This is a genomic window from Brachybacterium phenoliresistens (assembly GCF_039530785.1).
GTDB classification, from domain to species: Bacteria; Actinomycetota; Actinomycetes; order Actinomycetales; family Dermabacteraceae; genus Brachybacterium; species Brachybacterium phenoliresistens.
The window spans coordinates 574,441-594,113 of record NZ_BAAAOW010000003.1 but is presented as its reverse complement, the minus strand read 5'-3'; the positions used below and the strand labels follow the sequence as shown (position 1 = coordinate 594,113).

The following is a 19,673-nucleotide window of genomic DNA, read 5'->3' as shown; positions in this document are numbered from 1 at the left end:
GCGCTACCCGCGCGGCTCGAGCAGGCTCACCAGGTCGGTGCGCAGGGTCGCGGGATCCGTGTCCGGGGTCGGGGCCGTCACGTAGAGCTCCCAGAACGGGTGGACCATCTGCTCGCCCCGGTCGCCGACCGACCGGGTGAACCGGCCCCAGGCCTCCCCGAGCCCGCCGTAGCCGCCGATGTGGCTGGTCATCGCCACTCGGCCGGCGGGAAGCTCCGAGGCCTCGACGACGAACCCGCTGGGCAGCGTGATCGGCGCGGACGGCGGGGAGTCCACGGGGAAGCCGACCTCGAGGTCGGCGGTGTCCACGGGCGCGCGGTGATGGAGGGAGAACGCCGGGCCGATCGGCGCGATGCCGGCCTCGGCCAGGGCCTGGGGCAGGTGCGAGAACGTGCCGTCCATCAGCGAGGGCATGTCGTACATCGCGAAGCCCTCCTGGCGCACCACGGCGGTCGGCACGGCAGGGGCCTGCGCGATGCGGCACGAGGGCAGCGGATCGGCGGAGTCGTACGGCGCGGGCATCGAGGTCATCGAGAGCTCCTCACGGACATCGGGGTGGTGCCGGACACACTAGCCGCGGTGACGGGGCGCCGCGGGCCCCGCCGTGCCCGCCGCGTCCGTCGCGCCGCCTAGGCTAGGGGCGTGTTCGAAGGCATCGTGCAGGACCTCATCGACGAGCTGGGAAAGCTCCCGGGCATCGGCCCCAAGTCCGCCCAGCGGATCGCGTTCCATCTGCTGGACGCGGACGAGGACTCCGTGCGCCGTCTCGCGGACGTCCTGGTGCGCGTGAAGGAGACGGTGCGCTTCTGCACCGTCTGCGGGAACGTCGCGGCGGACGAGCTGTGCCGCATCTGCGCGGACGCCCGCCGCAGCGACGAGGTCATCTGCGTGGTCGAGGAGTCCAAGGACATCGTGGCCATCGAACGGATCCGCGAGTTCCGCGGCCGCTATCACGTCCTCGGCGGGGCGATCGACCCCATCGGCGGCGTCGGCCCCAACGACCTGCGCATCGCCCAGCTGATGTCGCGCCTGGCCAGCGGCGAGACCACCGAGGTCATCCTCGCGCTGGATCCCAACATCGAGGGCGAGGCGACCAGCGCCTACCTCTCCCGCCTCCTGCAGCCGATGGAGCTGACCGTCACCCGCCTCGCCTCCGGGCTCCCCGTGGGCGGCGACCTCGACTACGCCGACGAGATGACCCTCGGGAGGGCGTTCCTGGGACGGCGCAGCGTATGAGCGATGCTCCCGGAGGATGGGGCATGGTCGGGGGCGCAGGTACGCTCCCGGGCCATCGGCCGCCCCCGCCCCCGGGACGTCCCGTCCCGGGCCGGCGACCGGCTCCGGAGCCGCTGCGCCACCTGCCCGACCCGCCGCAGGTCCCCCCGGAGCCCCCGGCGACGGCCTCGCCGCAGCAGATCATGCTGCCCTCGCGGCGGGTGCTGGCCGCCCGGATGCTGCGGGCGGCGTGGCTGCCGGCGCTGATCCTCCTGATCCTCTGGTACCTGCTGCTGACCTGCTACGTCATGGGCACCTCGCCGACCTTCTGGACGCTGGGGCTGCTCAGCATCCTGTTCGAGCCCGGGTACTTCGCGATGCTCGCGCGGGCGGTCGGGTTCAGCCCGAGCACCCTAGGCCTGGCCTACCTGCTGCTTCCGGTGCTGGGCACCCTGGTGAGCCTCGCCCTGCTGCCGGTGTCCGTGCATCGGGTGGCGATGATGGACCCCCGTGCCCACCTCACCGAGGAGGACTTCCAGCGCTGCCTGGCCCGCCGGGCCGCCGCACCGCTGATGATCCCGCCCCTGGCGGCGATCGTCCTGGTCGCCGTGCTGGCGCTGACCCCGCTCTCCCCGCACTGGCAGTCCCTCAGCGCCGGGGTGCTCGCCGCGCTCAGCGCCGGACTGCTGTGGTGCCTGCTGGCGTGGCTGGCGATGCGCGGTCGCCTCAGCGCGACCCAGCTGCTCGAGGTCCCGTCCCCGGCCGCGCAGCTGGGGATCTGGGACCGCTCCACCCGCACCGTCCCGGCCGCCGAGCGCGCCCAGCGCCTCGCCGTCCTGGTCACCCAGGACCGCCGCCACCTCCCGCCGGTCCCCGCCCGGCTCGAGCCGGGCCCCGCCGAGCTGCTCGTCCACGCCGCGCGCAGCCTGCGCTGGATCGCGGGCGCCGCCCTGTACTGGGTGGCTCCCGTGGCCCTCCCCCTGAGCTGGATCATCTTCACCGTCCAGGACCTCGTGGTGGTGATCCACCGCCTCACCAGCACGCAGACCTTCACGGTCGCCCGGGCGGAGCAGCCCTGGCAGGTCTTCGCCTTCGGCGTCCCGCTGCTGCTGGTGCTCGCCGGCCTCGTCGCCCTCACCCCGCACCTGGCCATGCTGCTGGCCGCCGGGACCCGCGACGCGGTGACCGATGAGCGCACCTACCCGACCTGGGAGGAGCGCGCCGCCCGCAACCCCTGGGAGGTGCGGGTCGTGAACCTCACCGGGGTGCTCGTGAGCCTGCAGGCGCTGCTGATCACCGCCGTGTACACCGTGCTGCTCCTGGCCGCCGGCGCGATGAGCACCGTCGGCTGGGTGTGGGCGGCGGTGGACGTCCTCCTGCTCGTCCCGCTGCTGGGCCTCGGCGCGAGCTGGGCGATGCGCCGCCGCCTGCGCGACGTGCTCTACGGGCCCGCCGGGCGGTACGTCCGCCGCCGGACGCCGTTCCTGCTCGTCGCGCCGGAGGGCGGCATCGCGCCGCTGCGGCACGTCGCGCCGGCAGGCCCCGCCCGCCATGCCTCCCACGCCGACCCGTACCGGGCGGCCGATGCCGAGGCCATCTCGCAGGGCATCCTGCCTGACTTCGGCGCGGCCGCCGACGAGGAGTCGCCGCGGGAGGACCCCCACCGCATCCCCGACACCGAGACGGGCCTGCACCGGCACGATCCTCCCCGGTGACCCGTCGGCGCCCCCGCGCTACGATGACGGGGCGCACGGAGGCCTGACACCCCTCGGCCCCGCTCGGGGCGGCGAGCGCACGCGCGTACCGGCGGACCGACGAGAGGCCGGCAGCAGCCGGCGAAGGTGCGGTGGCACAGCGACCTAGCCCCCGCCCGCACCTCCAGGGCCTCGCCACCTGGAGGAATGATGACACCAGTCCCCGTACCCGCCGTCCGCACCCTCGCCGCCGACCTCGCCCAGGTCCCGCCGGGAGAGGTCGTGACCGTCCGCGGCCACGTCCACCGTCGTCGCGAGCTCTCCGCCGTCGCCTTCCTCGTGGTCCGCGACCGCAGCGGCCTCGTGCAGGCCGTCGTCGACCGCGCCGGGGGCACCGCCGCGCTGCCGCCGGAGGAGACGCCCGTCGAGGTCACCGGCACGCTCAGCACGAACCCCAAGGCTCCCGGCGGCCACGAGATCACCGCCCCGCGCATCACCCCGCTCGGGGACCCGGCCGCCACGCCGCCGGTGGAGATCTGGCGGCCGGCGCTCACGGCCTCGCTGCCGACCCTCCTGGACCACGCCGACGTCGCCTGGCGCCATCGCACCCAGCAGGCGCGCTGGCGGCTGGCCGCGCAGTCCCTGCGCGCCTTCCGGGAGACGCTGGACGCGCAGGGCTTCACCGAGATCCTCACCCCGAAGCTCGTCGGCGGGGCGACGGAGTCGGGGGCAGGGCTGTTCGCGGTGGACTACTTCGGGCGCGAGGCCTTCCTCGCCCAGAGCCCCCAGCTGTACAAGCAGCAGCTCGTCGGCGCCTTCGAGCGGGTCTACGAGATCGGCCCCGTCTTCCGCGCCGAGCCCCACGACACCGTGCGGCACCTGGCCCAGTACAGCTCCATGGACGTCGAGCTGGGCTTCGTCCGCGACCACCGCGACGTGCTGGACGTGCTCGTGGGCGTCCTGCGCGCGATGGTCCAGGGCCTCGCGCAGCGCGCCGCGGCCGAGCTCGACCTGCTCGACGTCGAGCTGCCGCGGATCCCGCAGGAGGTCCCGGTGATCCGCTTCGCCGACGCCCTCGCGCTGCTGGGAGCCGACCCCGCCGAGGAGGACCTCAGCCCCGAGCACGAACGGGAGCTGGGCCGATGGGCCCGCGCCGAGCACGACAGCGACCTGCTCGCGGTCGAGGGGTACCCGCTGGCGAAGCGGCCCTTCTACACCCACCCGTGGACCGGCCCGCAGATCCCCGGAGGGCCGTGGAGCAACAGCTTCGACCTGCTCTTCCGCGGCGTCGAGCTGGTCACCGGCGGGCAGCGGCTGCACCGCCACCGCGACTACCTTTCCGCCCTCGCCGAGCGGGGGATGAGCGCGGCGGCGCATGCCGACTACCTGCGGGCCTTCGAGCACGGCATGCCGCCGCACGGCGGGTTCGCCATCGGCCTCGAACGGTGGGTCTCCCGCCTGATCGGGGCGGCGAACGTCCGCGAGGTCGCGCTGTTCCCCCGGGACCTCCACCGTCTGGCGCCCTGAGGCGCCGCCGGCTCAGGCGATGCGCGTGCCGCTGCCGATCCGTCGCATCGGCACGCGCAGCCGGAGGACCGCCGTGGCCGCGGAGGCGCCGCCCAGCAGCAGCCAGGCGGCCAGGCCCATCGGCCAGATCGGACCGGGCAGGGAGGTGTCGAGGTCCTCCGGGTAGCCGGGCACGCCCGGATCGCAGTGCACCGACCAGGAGCCCGAGGTCGGATCCGAGGCCCAGCGCATGCCCAGCTGCAGGTACCGCAGCAGGTCCAGGGGCGGCTCCGATCCCGCGATGAGCTCCTCCGGGTCGATCTGCGGCGCCATGTCGGCGACCAGGACGAAGGGGTTCACCCACAGCAGCGGCGCGGAGATCTCGGAGCGCACGCCCCCGGTCTCCCAGGTCTCCGCGACGCAGACCTGATCCCCGGGCTGGGGCTCCGGGGAGCCGGGCGGCAGCACGACCGTCGCCTCGTGGCCCGGCGCGGTGCCGACCTGCATCCAGTCGCTGTCGAAGGGCTGCTGGTAGTAGTCGGTGCTCTCGCGGTCGACGCTGAGAATCGGCAGCGAGGCCGCCCAGATCACCGGCAGGATCACCATCGCGCCGATCACCACCAGATAGGTGAGCACCACGGAGCCCAGCGGCCTGCGCACCAGCGAGGACAGGCCCACCCCGAGCATCGTCACCAGCAGCGACAGCAGCGCCAGCATCACCATGATGCGCAGCAGGTACAGGGGCGAGGCGCCGGAGAGCAGCGCCGCGGGCGCGATCGAGGGCAGCGCCGCGGCGAGGAACGCGAGCCCCACGATCCAGCTCGCGAGCACCTTCCCGGCGACGATCTCCGCCGGGCTCAGCAGGGTGGCCTGCAGCGTCGCGAGCGTCCCGGCGGTCCGATCCCCGTTGACGGCGCCGGCGGACAGCGCCGGCAGCACCAGCAGCTGCAGGAACACCAGCAGCAGCGTCCCGAGGGAGAACGCGAGCCCTCCGGCTCCGCGCAGCGACCCCGCGCCGTCGAGGTCCAGCACCAGGTAGGAGGCGAGGATCAGCAGGCTCATCCCCATCAGGAACAGGAACCACAGCCCCAGCGCCACGTACCAGCGCTTCGAGCGCACCCGCTGGCGCAGCTCGAGGCCGATCACGACCCGCAGGGCCTGCGGCCGCAGGCGCCAGGTGGACGTCCCCGCGGTCAGGCCCGGCGCAGGGCCGGGGTCGGGGGAGGCGGGGGCAGGGGAGGGGACGGTCGATGCGGTCATCGCAGGACTCCTCGCTCGGCGGTGTCGCCGCGGGTCGGGACGGACAGACGGCGCACCGCGAGAGCGGCGGCGCCGCCTCCCGCGAGGAGCCAGACGGCGAGGCCGACGGGCCAGGCAGGGGTGGAGTCGCGGGAGACCTCGGGATGGCCGACGTCCCCCGGCGAGCAGGTGGTGAAGCGCGCGGGCTGGGCGGGATGCGCGGCGCCGTCCAGACCCGAGCGCATCGTCGACAGCACGCCCATGCCGGGCGGGGAGACCTCCGCGACGGCGACCAGCGGATGGACGGCCAGGAGCGGCAGGAGCAGGTCGGACCGGGGGACCGGACGGGACTCCTCGGAGAAGACGCACCACCGCTCGGCACGCGTCACGGAGCGCCAGGGGTCCTCGGAGCCGGCGGCGTCCGACGCTTCGAGCCATCCCACCGGGACGAGGATCATCGGCACCCCGACGTCGGCCTCCCTGGCCAGGGAGGGGTGCTCCACCCCGGGGACCTCGGCGAGCGCCAGGATCTGGTCCGCATCGATCGGCCGCGACGTCAGGACCTCCTGCTCCTCGGTGAGCAGGGGCAGGGACGCGGACCACAGGATCGGCAGGCCCAGCACGAGGATCGCGACGGCGCCGGCGGTGCGGACCACGGCCCCGGAGCGCCGCGCGGCGCGGACGGACAGCCCGGCCCCGAGCAGCGCGATCGCGAGGGACACCATTGCGAGCACAGCCGCGACGGCGAGGACCCGCGACAGGGGGTGCCCGGCCAGGACGGCGCCCGGCAGGAGCGAGGGAAGAGCCAGGCCGATCAGCGCGACGGAGGTGGTCCAGCTCGCCAGGGCGTGGCCCCCGATGATCTCGGCCGGGCTGAGCAGGCTGGCCCGCAGGACCTCGAGCCGACCGGCCGCGCGGTCGGCCTGGATCTGCCCGGCGGCCAGCGGCGGCAGCACCAGCAGCAGGGCGACGGCGAGCACGAGGCCCGCCATCTCGAAGGCGGCCGATCCCGTCCCGCGCCGGAGCGCATCGGCCAGGAGGAACAGCAGGTCCAGCGCCAGCAGCACCACTGCCCAGAGAGCCAGGCCCCACCGCCAGCGGCGCGATGCGGCGCGGCGCCGCAGGGTCAGCGACGCCACCAGGAGGAGGCCGCGGGGACGCAGGCGCCAGGCGCTGCCCGCGGTCGCCCCGCGCGCCGGGCGGCGGGAGGGGGCCTGCGGCCGGTGCAGCGGCGGGGCGGTCACAGCGCGCCCTGGCGCCGGGCCGCCTCGCTGGAGAGGTAGGCGTTCTCGAGGCGTCCGGCGGCGGGGCCGAAGCCGATGATCTGCGCGTCGTGGGCGACGAGGTCGGCCAGCAGCAGGGCCGCGACCTTCTCGTCGGGCAGGTCGAGGGTGACGTCGACGTGGCCATCGGCGGCGGGCTCGGACCGGCGCACCCGCCCGCGGGCCACGCCCACGTCCTCGAGGGCGCGCCACAGGGAGGAGGCGTCCAGGCTGCGGATCCGCCAGGCCTGCGGCCGCGCGGCGAGCTCGTCCAGCCCGGCCTGCCCCGTCTCGCGGCCCTGGTCCATGAACACGACGCGGTCGGCCATCTCCTCCAGCTCGGAGAGGATGTGGCTGGAGACCAGCACGGTGCCGCCGGCGGAGGCGAAGTCCCGCACGATCCTCAGCAGGCGCTTGCGCGCCGCCGGGTCCAGGCCCGAGGCCGGCTCGTCGAGCACCAGCACCCGGGGCTCGTGGACGAGGGCGCGGGCCAGGCCCAGACGCTGCTTCTGCCCGCGGGAGAGCACATGCGCCGGGCTGCGGGCCAGCGAGACGAGGTCCAGCTCGGCCAGCAGGGTCGTGATGCGCTCGCGCAGCCGGTCGCCCGGCAGGAAGTAGGCGCGGCCCACCACCTCCAGCACCTCGTGCACCCGCAGCGAGTCCCAGGCCCCGAACTGGTCGGGCATCCAGCCGACGGCGCGGCGCGTCGCATCGGTGTCCACCATCGGGTCGTGGCCGAGGATCCGCACCGACCCGGAGTCCGGCGCCAGCAGGGAGGCGAGCATCAGCATCAGCGTGGACTTGCCGCAGCCGTTCGGCCCGACCAGCGCCGTGACCTGGCCCTGCGGCGCCACCAGCGACAGCCCGGCCACGGCCTGCACGGAGCCGAAGGCCCGCGAGACGGAGTCCACGACGATCCCCGGCACGCCCTCGGCTCCGGATCCTGCGGTCGCGATCGACATCGGCCACCCCTCCTCGAGCCGCCCCTCGGCCCTGCCCCGATCCTGTCATCCCGGACGTGCGCCGGGTCTCTCCTGCACGGAACCTCCGCAGATCGTGCGCAGATCGTTGCGGCGAGGAGCCGGGCGGACACGGGCAGGACGTCCCGCATGGCAACCGCGCAGTCCGCCCCCTGGACACCGCTCGTACACTGGGGGAGGCCCTAGGACGTGCCCGTGCGCTCCGCCATGCCCGGGGTCTCGCGGGGGCACGGCCCGGTGCCGGTCCCATCCCGCGTGCGACGGCGCGTCCCTCGCGCCCCGACGAACCTGAGGAGGCCCGCCTCGATGAGCCTGGTGGTCCAGAAGTACGGCGGTTCCTCCGTCGCCGATGCCGCGTCCGTGAAGCGCGTGGCCGACCGCATCGCGCTGTACGCGAAGGCCGGCCACCAGGTCGTGGTCGTCGTCTCGGCGATGGGCGACACGACCGATGAGCTCATCGACCTCGCCGAGCAGGTCACGGCCACCCCGCCGCCGCGCGAGCTGGACATGCTGCTCACCGCCGGGGAGCGGATCTCCATGGCCGTGCTGTCGATGGCCCTGAACGACCTGGGCGTCGACGCCCGCGCCTACACCGGCTCCCAGGCCGGCGTGATCACCGACGAGGTCCACGGCAAGGCGCACATCCTCAAGGTCACCCCCGGCCGCATCCAGGACGCGCTCGACGGCGGCAGCGTCGCGATCGTCGCGGGCTTCCAGGGCGTCTCCCACACCACCAAGGACATCACCACCCTGGGCCGCGGCGGCTCGGACACGACCGCCGTCGCGCTCGCCGCCGCGCTCGAGGCCGATGTCTGCGAGATCTACTCCGACGTGGACGGCGTGTTCACCGCCGATCCGCGGATCGTCCCGGCGGCCCGCCGCGTCCCCTACATCTCCTGCGAGGAGATGCTCGAGCTCGCCGCCAACGGCGCGAAGATCCTGATGGGCCGCAGCGTCGAGTACGCGCGCCGCCACGGGGTGCCGCTGCATGTGCGCAGCTCCTTCAGCGGCCGCATCGGCACCCTCGTCACCGACCAGGCGGATCGCCTGGTCCCCGTGGACCCCGACCTGACCATCCCCGCCGCCGAGGTCGTCCACCTGGACGCCGGCCGCCCCAGCAAGGAGGACATCGTGCACAGCAATCGCGAGGAAGGGCTCGAGGCGCCGATCATCTCGGGCGTCGCGCACGACAGCAGCGAGGGCAAGATCACCGTGGTCGAGGTGCCGGACATCCCCGGCAAGGCGGCCCTGCTGTTCGACGTGGTCGCCTCCTCCGGCGCGAACATCGACATGATCGTGCAGAACTCCTCCACGGTGGACGACACCGTGGCGATCTCCCTGACGCTGCCGGAGGCCGATGCCCCCGCCGCGCTGGCCGCCATCGAGCGCGCCCGCGAGACCATCGGCTACCGCGAGGTGCGCTACGACGACCAGATCGGGAAGGTCTCCGTGGTCGGTGCGGGCATGAAGTCCTCCCCGGGCGTCTCGGCGACGCTGTTCCGCTGCCTGGGCGAGGCCGGCATCAACATCGACATGATCTCCACCTCGGAGATCCGCATCTCGGTGGTCACGGACGTGCACCGGCTGGATGATGCTGTCCGGGTGATCCACTCCGCGTTCGGCATGGACGCGGACCAGACCGAGGCCGTCGTGTACGGCGGGACGGGGCGTTGACATGACCGAGGCGCGCACGATCGACTCCCGGAGCAGCTCGAGCACCGATGTCTCCGGCACCGATTTCTCCGGCACGCCGGGATATCGCGAGGACGGGCCCGTGATCGGCGTGGTCGGGGCGACCGGGCAGGTCGGCCGCGTGATGCTGGCGCTGCTGGCCGAGCGCGCGGTCCCGCACTCCCGGATCCGCGCCTTCGCCTCCGCCCGCTCCGCCGGCACAGCCGTCGACTACGCGGGCCTGGAGCTGCGCGTGGAGGACGCCGCCACGGCGGACATCACCTCCGAGGGCCGCCGCGTGGACGTGGCGATCTTCTCCGCCGGCGGCGCCACCAGCACCGCCCTGGCCCCGCGCTTCGCCGAGGCCGGCGCCGTGGTCGTGGACAACTCCTCCGCCTGGCGCCGCGACGAGCAGGTCCCCCTGGTGGTCGCCGAGGTCAACCCCGACGCCATGGCCGACCGCCCGCGCGGGATCATCGCGAACCCCAACTGCACCACCATGGCCGCCATGCCGGCGCTGAAGGTGCTCCACGACGCGGCCGGGCTGCAGCGCCTCAAGGTCGCCACCTACCAGGCCGTCTCCGGCTCCGGGCTGGCCGGGGTCGAGGAGCTGGTGGGCCAGGTCCGCACGGTCGCCCCCGGCATCGAGGGCCTGGCCACGGACGGCTCGGCCGTCGAGTTCCCGGCCCCGGCCGTCTACTCCCAGCCGATCGCCTTCAACGTCCTCGCCCATGCGGGGAACTTCGTGGACGACGGCTCCGGGGAGACGGACGAGGAGCAGAAGCTGCGGCACGAGTCCCGCAAGATCCTCGGCATCCCCGCTCTCGCCGTGGCCGGCACCTGCGTGCGCGTGCCCGTCCTGACCGGACACGCCGTCGCGATCCACGCCGAGTTCGACCGCCCGCTCAGCGCGGAGGAGGCCCGACGCCTCCTCGACGGCGCCCCCGGCGTGATCCTCGAGGACGTGCCCAGCCCGCTGCGCGCCGCCGGCCGCGACGGCACCTTCGTCGGACGCATCCGCCAGGACCAGTCGGTCCCGGAGGGCCGGGGCCTGGTGCTCTTCGCCGTCGCCGACAACCTCCGCAAGGGCGCCGCCCTCAACGCCATCCAGATCGCCGAGCTCCTCGTGGAGGAGACGGCACGGTGAACGGCATCCCGCCGTCGGTGCACCCCTCCTCCGGCCCGGGACCGGTGCCGCTGGCCTCGTTCCTCTCGGACCGGTCGGGCACCGGGACCGTCTCCCAGGACCAGGCGGCGGCCTCCGTCGACCCGCTGATCCGGGCCATCCGGACGCTGGACACCGTCTCCGGCACCGTGGAGCCGACCCTGCGCACCGGCGCCGGCTCCTCCCGGCGCGAGGAGATCCTCGACGGCGCGGCCACCATGTTCGCCGAGCACGGCTACCACGGCGCCAGCCTGCGCGACATCTCCCGGCGGATCGGGATCTCCCACCCCGGGATGCTGCACCACTTCGCGAGCAAGGACGCCCTGCTCAGCGCCGTGGTCGACCGGCTCGAGAACCACGCCCAGGGCATCCTCGAGGCCGCGCCGCGGCTGTCCGCGGACCGCGCGACCTTCCTCACGGCCCTCGAGCGGCAGTGGAACCCGCGCTCGCACCCGATCCTGCTGCTGTCCACGCTCAACGGCGAGGCCGTCAGCAAGGACCATCCGGGCCGGTTCCGCCTGGCCCGCCTGCGCCGCGTCCACGAGCACGTGCTCGAGGATGTCTACACCGCCTTCGCCGAGCGCGGCGAGCTGCGCGAGGGCATCGACCCGGGCTTCGCGGCCCGCTGCACCGTCGCCCTGGTGCTCTCCCTCGCCGTGCGCGAGGAGACGGTGCGCACCCTCCAGCGCGCCGGGCACGACGACACCGCCGCCCAGGACCTCGCCGCCCTCGTCGCGACGTTCCTGGTGGACCCGCGCGAGACCTCCGACTCCCAGCAGAAGGACCCCCGATGACCGAGCAGATCGGCTTCCTCTCCCTCGACGGCACGGCCGACTCCGGCCGCGCCCCGATCCCCGCGGAGGAGGCCCCCGGCATCGGCATCGGCATCGCCCGCGACGGGGCGGAGGTGCTCGCCAGCCGGCTGCGCCCCTCGGCGCCCCAGCTCTACCTCGCCCCCGTGGACGGTGGGGTGCTGTGGGGCACCGATCTGGCGGCCGTGGTCGCCGCCCGCGCCGAGCGCGGCCTCGCCCCCGCCCCGCACGAGCCGACGGTCATGGCGTACCTGCGCGGCCAGGACGTGGCCAGCGGCTCGGCGACCTTCTTCGAGGGCGTGCAGCGCCTGGACGTCGGCGACCGCGTCCGCATCGGCGCCGACGGCGCGTTCCGCCGCGAGCGCGGCGAGGAGGCGGCCGCTGCCGGCCACGGCTCCCTCGCCCAGGCGGTCCGCGCGGCGGTGGGCACCGCCGAGCAGGCCACCGTGCTGCTGGCCGAGGACCTCGGCTCGGCGGCCCTGCTGGTCGAGGCCGATGCGGTGCGTGCCGTGACCGTCCACGCCGCGAGCGCCCGCGCCGCCGACGGCGCGGCCTCCCCGGTGGGGGTCTCCCGTGCGCTGGAGGCCGTGGCCACCCGGGCGGGGATCGCCCACGAGCCGGTGCGCCCCAGCACCGACCAGTTCAAGAAGGACCTCGCCGACCTCGTCCGCACCCAGGGCGAGCCCTTCGCGCACCTGGGCGTGTACGCCCACTTCGTCGCGGTGCGCCGCGCCGCCGAGACCGGCGCCCCCGGGGCGGCCGTGATCGACGCGACCGGGCCGCGCGGCGCCGGGTTCATCGGTGCCGCGAGCCTCCCGCAGGCCGCCTCCCGCCGCGAGGGCCTGCTGCCCGGCGCCGTGGACCGGGCGCGCCGCACCCTGGCGTCCCGCCGTCGCCGCGTCCTGGACGTCGACGCCCTGCTGCAGGACGCGTTCGTCGAGGCCACGGCGGCCGCCGGCCAGCGCCCCGCCGCCGACCGCACCGACCGCGACGCCGCCGCGGTGGCCGCCGCCCGCCGCAACGCCGCCCGCTTCGGCGTGGACCTGCGCCTGCCGCTGCTGGACCCGGCCGTGCGCGCCGCGCTGCGCCCCGCCGCCGGGGCCGACCCGGCCGCGGTCGCCGCCGATCCCGCCGCGGCCCTGCGCGCCCTGGGGTCCCTCGCCAACCCCTCCGCGGCCGCCACCGAGCCCGAGGCCCTCGCCGCGATCGACCAGGACGCCTGGACCGGCCGCCTCAAGGGCATGCTCCACCAGGTGTTCCGCTCGGAGCAGTTCGCCCGCCGGCCCTGGAACGACCAGCGCGCCGTCCTCGAGGCCTTCGAGGAGCACATCGCCGGGCGCACCGACGGCGGGGCCGACGTCTTCTGGCGCCTGTTCCTGCTGGAGCTGTGGATGCGCGAGGTCGTCGAGCGCGACCCGAGCGCCCCCGCCCCGGAGGCCGGCGTGGCCGTCTCCCTCGAGGACGACCACGGCCGCTTCGACGAGCCCGAGCCGAAGGACCCGCTGGCCGCCAACGCCGGCAAGCAGCTGGACCTCGAGCTGGCCGACGCCGAGGGCGGGGCGATCGCCCGCCGCTACCCGATCCGCACCGGCAAGTTCGCCGCGGACACCCCGATGGACCCGGAGATCTCCCGCTACGTCGCCGACTTCTTCACCGCCCTGGACGCCGCGCTCGAGGGCGAGGGCCCGGAGGTCGAGGACCACCGCGCGGCGACCGTGGGCCGCCGCTGGAACCTCACGGTGAGCGAGAAGATCATCGCCATCATGCAGGGCCGCTCCTACTTCGTGTGGGACGTGAAGCCCACCTGGTGGGCGACCACCCTGTCCCGCTACGTGGCGCGCACCCCGGCCGGGATCGGCCTGGGGGACCCGGTGACCATGCAGCTGGCGATCCAGGAGGCCGGGCTGCCGCGCGTGCTGCTGGCCTCCGCCGCCGGCGCCGCCGGCAAGGTGCTCGGCCGCAAGGGCCTGTTCTACCAGGTCGTCGGCGGGAACGTGCGCGCCATCGACGGGCCCACGGAGTACTCCGTGTATCCCGCGAACGTCTCCGCGAAGCTGCCGCCGAAGGACCCGGACGCGGTCGCCGAGCACCTGAACGCCGTGATCCGCGAGGTCGTGCCCGAGCGCTGGCGCGACGGCTTCGCCGGTACGGTGGTCATGGACGCCAACGACATCGGCCGCAACACCCTGGGCAAGGCGGCGCCGCTCAGCGCAGAGCACTACGAGCTGCAGTTCGCCGACAACCCCCTGGGCCAGGGACGCGAGCAGACGCCGATGGCGATCGTCTTCGAACGCTGATCCGCGCGCGGACGACAGGGACAGAGGGGGCACAGCGATGGGAACGAGCGAGGCAGCGCCGGAGGGCCGTGGGCGCTCCGACGCGTCAGATCCGCCGGATCTGCCGGATCTGCCCGAGCTGTCCTCCGCCGCGGTCCTCGCCGTCGACGGCGCGCGCGTGGGCCACGTCCACGACATCTACCTCCACGACGCCTCCGGGGAGTTCGCCGCGATCTCGGTGGCGATCGGCCGGCTGACCGTGCGCACCGTGCTGGTGCCGGCGGCGGCCCTCGCCTCCGAGCACCCCGATGCCGACGGCCGCGTGCACCTGCGCGTGGACGCCGCCGCGGTGCGCGGCGGCCTGGACGCCCCCGTGACCCTCCACGCCGAGCCCGACGTGCTCGAGCAGGCCCTGCGCGCCCTGGGGCTCGAGGAGCCGGCGCCCCGATGAGGATCCTGCTGGTCACCCACTACTACGCCCCCGAGTACGGGGCGCCGCAGCGCCGCTGGTCCGCGCTCGTGCGGCGCTTCGTGCGCGCCGGGCACCAGGTCACCGTCGTCGCCCCCGTCCCGCACTACCCCGAGGGCAGGCCCACCCGCGCCCACGGCCGCGAGCACCGGCCCGGCACGGTCGAGCGCGGCACCTGGGGGGAGCAGATCCTGCGCACCGGCTACCTCCCGCACCGGGCGGACATCCTCACCCGCACCGCCGATCACATGGTCGCGGCGCTGGACGCGCTGCGCCGCGCGAGCGCACGGTTCCGCCGGCCCGGCACCCGGCCCGACGTCATCATCGCCACCGCCCCGGCCATCCCCAGCCTGCTGGTGGGCCGCGTCCTCGCCGCCCGCTGGAAGGTTCCGCTGATCGCCGAGATGCGCGACGCCTGGCCGGACCTGGTCACCCACATCGGCCCCGTGGTGGCCGGGGAGGACGTCGAGCCGCGCCGCGCGACCCCCGCCCGCCGGGTCGCCTCCGTGCTGGCCGGCTTCGCCAAGCAGCAGGTCCACCACGTCGTCTCCGACTGGCAGGAGGGCGCCGACCGCGTCGTCACCACCACCGCCCTGTTCGCCGACGTGCTGCGGGCGCGCGGGATCGAGAAGGTCGACGTCGTCCGCAACGGGACCGACCTCTCGCGCCTGGGCCCGGCGGTGCGCCGCCCCCGCAGCGACCACGAGGAGCTGCGCGTGCTCTACCTCGGCAACATGGGTCGCTCCCAGGGCCTGGAGATGGTCGTGATCGCCGCGGCCCGCCTGGCCCGCGAGGGCGTGCCGATCCAGGTGCGGATGATCGGCCACGGCGTCGCCTCCGCCGACCTCGCCGAGCTCGCCCAGCGCCTGGACGCGCCCGTCACCGTCGGCACCCGCATCCCGCACCGCGAGGTGGGGGAGCAGTACGACTGGGCGGACACGGTGCTGGTCTCCCTGCGCGACTGGGAGCCCTTCGCCTGGACCATCCCCTCGAAGCTCTACGAGCTGCTGGCCACCGGCCGCCACGTGAGCGCCGTCGTCGCCGGGGAATCGGCCGATGTGGTCCGCGCCGCGGGCGCCGGCGACGTGATCCGCCCCGGCGACCTGGACGGTCTCGCCGAGCTGTGGCGGCGCCTGGCCGCGGACCGCTCGGGGCTGTCCACCGGCGGGGCGGGCCGCGACTGGGTCGCCCTGCACGCCGACGACGACCTCCTCGCCGAGGTGTACCTGGAGATCCTCGCCGAGACCGTCGGCGACCGCGCGGCGCCCGGGGGCTCCGCCGGCCCCGGAGTCCGGGCGTCCTGACATACTGGCGCCATGCGAGGGATCATCCTGGCCGGGGGGACCGGCAGCCGTCTGCATCCGCTGACCATCGGCGTCTCGAAGCAGCTCATGCCCGTCTACGACAAGCCGATGATCTACTACCCGCTGAGCACGCTGATGCTCGCCGGGATCCGCGACATCCTCGTCATCACCACCCCGCAGGACCAGGACGCCTTCGCCCGGGTGCTCGGCGACGGCAGCCGCTTCGGCGTGGACATCCGCTACGTGCCCCAGCCCTCCCCGGACGGCCTCGCGCAGGCCTTCGTGCTGGGCGAGGACTTCCTCGGCGGGGAGCGCGCCGCGCTGGTGCTGGGCGACAACCTCTTCTACGGCCAGGGGATGGGTACCCAGCTGCGGCGCTACTCCGACCTGGACGGGGCGGCCGTGTTCGGCTACTGGGTGGCCGACCCCACCGCCTACGGCGTGGTGGAGATGGACGCGCAGGGCCGCGCCGTCTCCCTCGAGGAGAAGCCCGCCCGTCCCCGCTCGAACCTGGCCGTGCCCGGCCTGTACTTCTACGACGACACCGTCGTCGAGCGCGCCAAGGCGCTGGAGCCCTCCGCCCGCGGCGAGCTCGAGATCACCGACCTCAACCGCAGCTACCTCGAGGAGGGCGCCCTCCAGGTCGAGGTCCTCACCCGCGGCACCGCCTGGCTGGACACCGGCACCTTCGACGACCTCGCCGCGGCGGGGGAGTTCATCCGCACGGTGCAGAAGCGCCAGGGGCTGTCCATCGGCGCCCCCGAGGAGGTCGCCTGGCGGATGGGCTACCTCAGCGACGAGGAGCTGCGCGAACGCGCCGCGCCGCTGGTGAAGTCCGGGTACGGCACCTATCTGCTGGACGTCCTCGAGCGCGAGCGCGCCTGAGACGGGAGCGACGCAGGACACAGCCGGTGGCGCAGGACCTTAGGGTTGCCTAACATAACCGGGTGACCTCCGACGCCCCGCCGCGCACGCCCTCGCGCACCGCGCCGCCGCCGACCCCTGCGGTCGGCGGCCCGCCCACCGCAGGCCAGGCCCTGTCCCGCACGGGCGTCGCCGCGCTGGTGGTGCTCGGGGCCGTCGCCGTCTCCCTGCTGCTGGGCAGCAACGCCATCGGCCCCGGCGCGGTCCTCGAGCGGCTGCTGCACCCGGCGCTGGACGAGGGCGCGATCGTCTGGGGCTCGCGCGTGCCCCGCACCGTGCTCGGCCTGCTGGTCGGCGCGGCGCTCGGCATCGCCGGCGCCGTCATGCAGGGCCAGACCCGCAACCCCCTGGCCGACCCCGGGATCTTCGGCGTCTCCGCCGGGGCGAGCCTCGCCGTCGTGCTCGGCGTCTACGTCGCGGGCGTGACCAGCGTGCTCGGCATCCTGTGGATGTCCTTCCTCGGAGCGGTGGTCGCCTCGGTGGCCGTGTTCGCGATCGCCGCCCTCGGCCGCAGCCTCTCGAGCCCGGTGCCCCTGGCCATCGCCGGCACCGCCGTCACCGCGCTGCTGACGGCCATCACCTCCTTCCTCGTCCTCACCGACCAGAGCACCCTGGCCGCCTACCGCATCTGGGTGGTCGGGTCCCTGTCGGGCCGCACCCTCGAGGGCATCGGCCCCGCGATCGTGATGGCGCTGGCCGGCCTGGTGCTCGCCGCCGCCAACATCCGCTCCCTGGACATGCTCGCGCTGGGCGGCGAGCTGGCGCAGGGCCTGGGCGAGAACATCCTGCGGGCCCGCCTGGTGGGCCTCGGGGCCATCACCCTGCTCACCGCGAGCGCCGTCGCCCTCAGCGGCCCCATCGGCTTCATCGGCCTGACCGCCCCGCACATCGCCCGCGCCATGGTCGGCGCCGGCCACGGGCGCCTGCTGCCGGCCGCGGGCCTCGTCGGGGCGGGCGTGCTGCTGCTCAGCGACGTGATCGGGCGGCTCATCGGCGGGACCGGCGAGGTGTCGGTGGGCGTGGTGCTCACCGTCCTCGGTGGGATCGTGTTCGTGATGATCGTCCGCCGCAGCCGGATGGCCGCGCTGTGAGCGCCGCCGCCGGCCTCGGCGCCGCCCCGCGCACCGCCGTGATCGCCCCGGCGGGCCGGCTCGCCGTGCTCCGCGCGCTGCGGCGCCGCTACCTCGCCGGGCGCCTGCTGCTGGTGACCGTCCTCGCCCTCGCCGCCACGGCCGCGCTGGTGGTCTGGGGCGTCATGGCCGGCAGCAGCGACCTCGGGGTGGGGCAGACGGTGCTGGCGCTGCTCGGGGCGGGGGAGCCCAGCCACGAGTTCATCGTCCGCGAGCTGCGCCTGCCGCGCGTGATCGGGGCCGTGGTGGTGGGCCTCGCCCTGGGGATGTCCGGGGCGCTCACCCAGACCTTCTCCCGCAACCCCCTGGCCACCCCGGACATCCTGGGCGTGACCTCGGGGGCCGCGGCCGGCGCGGTCGCCGCCATCGTGCTCGGCGGCGGCGCCTACGCCGTCGGCTCGGGCCTGCTGGGCCTGGGCATGCCCGTCGTCGCGACGATCGGGGCGCTGGGCACGGCCGCCGTCGTCTACGGCCTGTCCTGGCGCGGCGGGGTGGACAGCTACCGGCTGATCCTCATCGGCATCGGCGCGACGGCGACCCTCGGCGGCCTGACGAACTACCTCATGGTCCGCGGCTCCCTGTCGCAGGCCGCGGCCGCGACCCAGTGGCTGGTGGGCAGCCTGGCCGGCGTCACCTGGACGAGCGTCTGGCCGGTGCTGATCGTGCTGCTGGTCATCACCCCGCTGGCCCTGACCCAGACCTCCGCCCTCGACATCGGCCAGCTCGGCGACGAGATGTCCACCGGTCTGGGCGTCCCCGTCCAGCGCCACCGCATCGCCGTGCTCGTGTGCGCCGTCGTGCTGTGCGCGGCCGCGGTCTCCGCCGCCGGACCCGTCGGCTTCGTCGCCTTCGTCGCGCCCCAGCTCGCGCAGCGCCTGGGGCGCACCCCGCGGCCGCCGCTGCTCGCCTCCGCCCTGCTGGGCGCCGCGATGGTCACCGCCGCGGACATCCTGGGCCGCGCCGTGCTGCCCTGGTCGGTCCCGGTCGGCATCATCACCGCCATCATCGGCGCCCCCTACCTGATCTGGCTGCTGACCCGGCGCACCGCCGGAGGAAGGTCCGCCGCATGAGCACCGCCGTCCCGAGGATCCACGCCCCGGCCCCCGAGGCCCCCATCGCCCCCGCCGCCGCCGCGCCGGCCCCCGTGCCGGCCCCCGCGCCCGTGCCGGAACCCGCGCCCGTGCCGGCCCTGCGGGCGCGGGGCCTCCGCCTCGCCTACGACGGCCACGTGGTCGTCCCCGAGGCCGATCTGAGCATCCAGGCAGGCACCGTCACCACGCTGATCGGCGCCAACGGCAGCGGCAAGTCCACCCTCCTGAAGGCGTTCAGCCGCCTGCTCGCCCCGGTCGCGGGCACGGTCGAGCTCGCCGGGGCCCCGCTGCACTCCCAGGGCGCCCGGCAGGTCGCCCGGCAGCTGTCGATCCTCCCGCAGAAGCCGCTCACCCCGCATGCCACGACCGTCCGCGATCTCGTCTCGCGCGGCCGGCACCCGCACCAGTCGCTGCTGCGGCCCTGGACCCGCCGGGACGCCGCCGCCGTCGAGGAGGCCCTCGTGGCGACCGGCCTGCGCGAGCTCGCCGACCGCGACGCCGCCTCGCTCTCCGGAGGGCAGCTGCAGCGGGCCTGGATCGCCCTGGTGCTCGCCCAGGACGCCCCCACCATCCTGCTGGACGAGCCGACCACCTTCCTCGACCTCAGCCATCAGCTCGAGGTGCTGCGGATCGTGCGGCGCATCAACCGCGAGCGCGGCGCCACGATCGTCATGGTGCTGCACGACCTCACCCTCGCCGCGCGCTTCTCCGACCGCCTCGTGGCGATCAAGGACGGCTGCGTCGTCGCCGACGGCTCCCCGTGGGAGGTGCTGACCCCGCGGGTGCTGCGCGAGGCCTTCGACCTCGAGGCCTCCGTCGTCGAGGATCCGCACACGGGAGCGCCGATGATCGTCCCCCACGAGCCGGCCGATGCGGCAGATGTGGCACGCCCCACCTCGCCCTGTGCGGATGAGGTTAGCCTCACCTAATATTGG

The 19,673-nt window shown here is 74.9% G+C and carries 17 protein-coding genes; 13 read left to right on the top strand and 4 right to left on the bottom strand.

Annotated elements, in window-relative coordinates:
* Positions 1–3: 3 nt before the first annotated feature.
* On the bottom strand, positions 4–531 hold the full coding sequence (locus ABD234_RS10250; protein WP_344355826.1) for a GyrI-like domain-containing protein: 528 nt from the start codon (positions 529–531) through the stop codon (positions 4–6).
* Between the two features lie 111 nt (positions 532–642).
* Between ABD234_RS10250 and recR the strand changes: the two genes are divergently transcribed.
* From recR to aspS, 3 genes are all read left to right on the top strand, one after another.
* Positions 643–1,236 carry a recombination mediator RecR gene (gene recR, locus ABD234_RS10245; RefSeq protein WP_038374732.1) on the top strand — a complete coding sequence of 198 codons (594 nt, stop codon included), beginning with the start codon at positions 643–645 and terminating at the stop codon, positions 1,234–1,236.
* A 23-nt stretch (positions 1,237–1,259) separates the two neighbouring features.
* Positions 1,260–2,930: a hypothetical protein gene (locus ABD234_RS10240; protein WP_344355823.1), complete on the top strand. Its 1,671-nt coding sequence runs from the start codon at positions 1,260–1,262 to the stop codon at positions 2,928–2,930.
* Between the two features lie 189 nt (positions 2,931–3,119).
* The gene (gene aspS / locus ABD234_RS10235; RefSeq protein ID WP_344355821.1) at positions 3,120–4,436 is read left to right on the top strand and encodes an aspartate--tRNA(Asn) ligase; all 1,317 of its coding nucleotides are present in this window, start codon (positions 3,120–3,122) and stop codon (positions 4,434–4,436) included.
* Positions 4,437–4,448: 12 nt separating this feature from the next.
* Here the strand turns inward: aspS and ABD234_RS10230 are convergent, their stop codons facing one another.
* Genes ABD234_RS10230 through ABD234_RS10220 form a run of 3 tightly spaced genes read right to left on the bottom strand, consistent with a single transcriptional unit; the run spans position 4,449 to position 7,878 of the window.
* The gene (locus ABD234_RS10230; protein WP_344355819.1) at positions 4,449–5,675 is read right to left on the bottom strand and encodes an ABC transporter permease; all 1,227 of its coding nucleotides are present in this window, start codon (positions 5,673–5,675) and stop codon (positions 4,449–4,451) included.
* The gene (locus ABD234_RS10225; protein ID WP_344355817.1) at positions 5,672–6,898 is read right to left on the bottom strand and encodes a hypothetical protein; all 1,227 of its coding nucleotides are present in this window, start codon (positions 6,896–6,898) and stop codon (positions 5,672–5,674) included. The genes ABD234_RS10230 and ABD234_RS10225 overlap by 4 nt, the downstream gene beginning before the upstream one ends.
* Positions 6,895–7,878: an ABC transporter ATP-binding protein gene (locus tag ABD234_RS10220; RefSeq protein ID WP_344355815.1), complete on the bottom strand. Its 984-nt coding sequence runs from the start codon at positions 7,876–7,878 to the stop codon at positions 6,895–6,897. Before ABD234_RS10220 ends, ABD234_RS10225 begins: the two co-directional genes overlap by 4 nt.
* Before the next feature lie 324 nt (positions 7,879–8,202).
* On the opposite strand from ABD234_RS10220, the gene ABD234_RS10215 reads away from it, so the two are divergent.
* From ABD234_RS10215 to ABD234_RS10170, 10 genes are all read left to right on the top strand, one after another.
* Entirely contained in the window at positions 8,203–9,570 is a 1,368-nt protein-coding gene (locus ABD234_RS10215; protein ID WP_038374735.1) for an aspartate kinase, read from the top strand.
* 1 nt (position 9,571) lies between these two features.
* Complete coding sequence (locus ABD234_RS10210; protein ID WP_344355812.1) at positions 9,572–10,714, top strand: aspartate-semialdehyde dehydrogenase; 1,143 nt, start codon at positions 9,572–9,574, stop codon at positions 10,712–10,714.
* Positions 10,711–11,526, top strand: a complete 816-nt coding sequence (locus tag ABD234_RS10205) for a TetR/AcrR family transcriptional regulator (protein ID WP_232226500.1) — start codon at positions 10,711–10,713, stop codon at positions 11,524–11,526. Before ABD234_RS10210 ends, ABD234_RS10205 begins: the two co-directional genes overlap by 4 nt.
* Positions 11,523–13,841, top strand: a complete 2,319-nt coding sequence (locus tag ABD234_RS10200; protein ID WP_344355810.1) for an asparagine synthetase B — start codon at positions 11,523–11,525, stop codon at positions 13,839–13,841. The genes ABD234_RS10205 and ABD234_RS10200 overlap by 4 nt, the downstream gene beginning before the upstream one ends.
* A 37-nt stretch (positions 13,842–13,878) precedes the next feature.
* Positions 13,879–14,271: a PRC-barrel domain-containing protein gene (locus tag ABD234_RS10195; RefSeq protein WP_038374693.1), complete on the top strand. Its 393-nt coding sequence runs from the start codon at positions 13,879–13,881 to the stop codon at positions 14,269–14,271.
* Positions 14,268–15,593: a glycosyltransferase family 4 protein gene (locus ABD234_RS10190; protein ID WP_344355807.1), complete on the top strand. Its 1,326-nt coding sequence runs from the start codon at positions 14,268–14,270 to the stop codon at positions 15,591–15,593. Before ABD234_RS10195 ends, ABD234_RS10190 begins: the two co-directional genes overlap by 4 nt.
* 12 nt (positions 15,594–15,605) lie before the next feature.
* Positions 15,606–16,478, top strand: a complete 873-nt coding sequence (gene rfbA, locus ABD234_RS10185) for a glucose-1-phosphate thymidylyltransferase RfbA (RefSeq protein ID WP_038374695.1) — start codon at positions 15,606–15,608, stop codon at positions 16,476–16,478.
* A 62-nt stretch (positions 16,479–16,540) separates the two neighbouring features.
* A complete protein-coding gene (locus ABD234_RS10180; RefSeq protein ID WP_038374696.1) occupies positions 16,541–17,608 on the top strand; it encodes a FecCD family ABC transporter permease in 1,068 nt (355 codons plus the stop codon).
* Positions 17,605–18,717, top strand: coding sequence for a FecCD family ABC transporter permease (locus ABD234_RS10175; RefSeq protein WP_232226499.1), 1,113 nt, complete (start codon positions 17,605–17,607; stop codon positions 18,715–18,717). Before ABD234_RS10180 ends, ABD234_RS10175 begins: the two co-directional genes overlap by 4 nt.
* Positions 18,714–19,667 carry an ABC transporter ATP-binding protein gene (locus tag ABD234_RS10170; protein WP_344355799.1) on the top strand — a complete coding sequence of 318 codons (954 nt, stop codon included), beginning with the start codon at positions 18,714–18,716 and terminating at the stop codon, positions 19,665–19,667. Before ABD234_RS10175 ends, ABD234_RS10170 begins: the two co-directional genes overlap by 4 nt.
* Positions 19,668–19,673: the final 6 nt, after the last annotated feature.

Bases quoted from the DNA above. Each gene is read 5' to 3' on its own strand.
- ABD234_RS10250 (WP_344355826.1), bottom strand. From the start codon at position 531: ATGACCTCGATGCCCGCGCCGTACGACTCCGCCGATCCGCTGCCCTCG.
- ABD234_RS10240 (WP_344355823.1), top strand. From the start codon at position 1,260: ATGGTCGGGGGCGCAGGTACGCTCCCGGGCCATCGGCCGCCCCCGCCC.
- aspS (WP_344355821.1), top strand. From the start codon at position 3,120: ATGACACCAGTCCCCGTACCCGCCGTCCGCACCCTCGCCGCCGACCTC.
- ABD234_RS10230 (WP_344355819.1), bottom strand. From the start codon at position 5,675: ATGACCGCATCGACCGTCCCCTCCCCTGCCCCCGCCTCCCCCGACCCC.
- ABD234_RS10220 (WP_344355815.1), bottom strand. From the start codon at position 7,878: ATGTCGATCGCGACCGCAGGATCCGGAGCCGAGGGCGTGCCGGGGATC.
- ABD234_RS10215 (WP_038374735.1), top strand. From the start codon at position 8,203: ATGAGCCTGGTGGTCCAGAAGTACGGCGGTTCCTCCGTCGCCGATGCC.
- ABD234_RS10210 (WP_344355812.1), top strand. From the start codon at position 9,572: ATGACCGAGGCGCGCACGATCGACTCCCGGAGCAGCTCGAGCACCGAT.
- ABD234_RS10200 (WP_344355810.1), top strand. From the start codon at position 11,523: ATGACCGAGCAGATCGGCTTCCTCTCCCTCGACGGCACGGCCGACTCC.
- ABD234_RS10195 (WP_038374693.1), top strand. From the start codon at position 13,879: ATGGGAACGAGCGAGGCAGCGCCGGAGGGCCGTGGGCGCTCCGACGCG.
- ABD234_RS10190 (WP_344355807.1), top strand. From the start codon at position 14,268: ATGAGGATCCTGCTGGTCACCCACTACTACGCCCCCGAGTACGGGGCG.
- rfbA (WP_038374695.1), top strand. From the start codon at position 15,606: ATGCGAGGGATCATCCTGGCCGGGGGGACCGGCAGCCGTCTGCATCCG.
- ABD234_RS10170 (WP_344355799.1), top strand. From the start codon at position 18,714: ATGAGCACCGCCGTCCCGAGGATCCACGCCCCGGCCCCCGAGGCCCCC.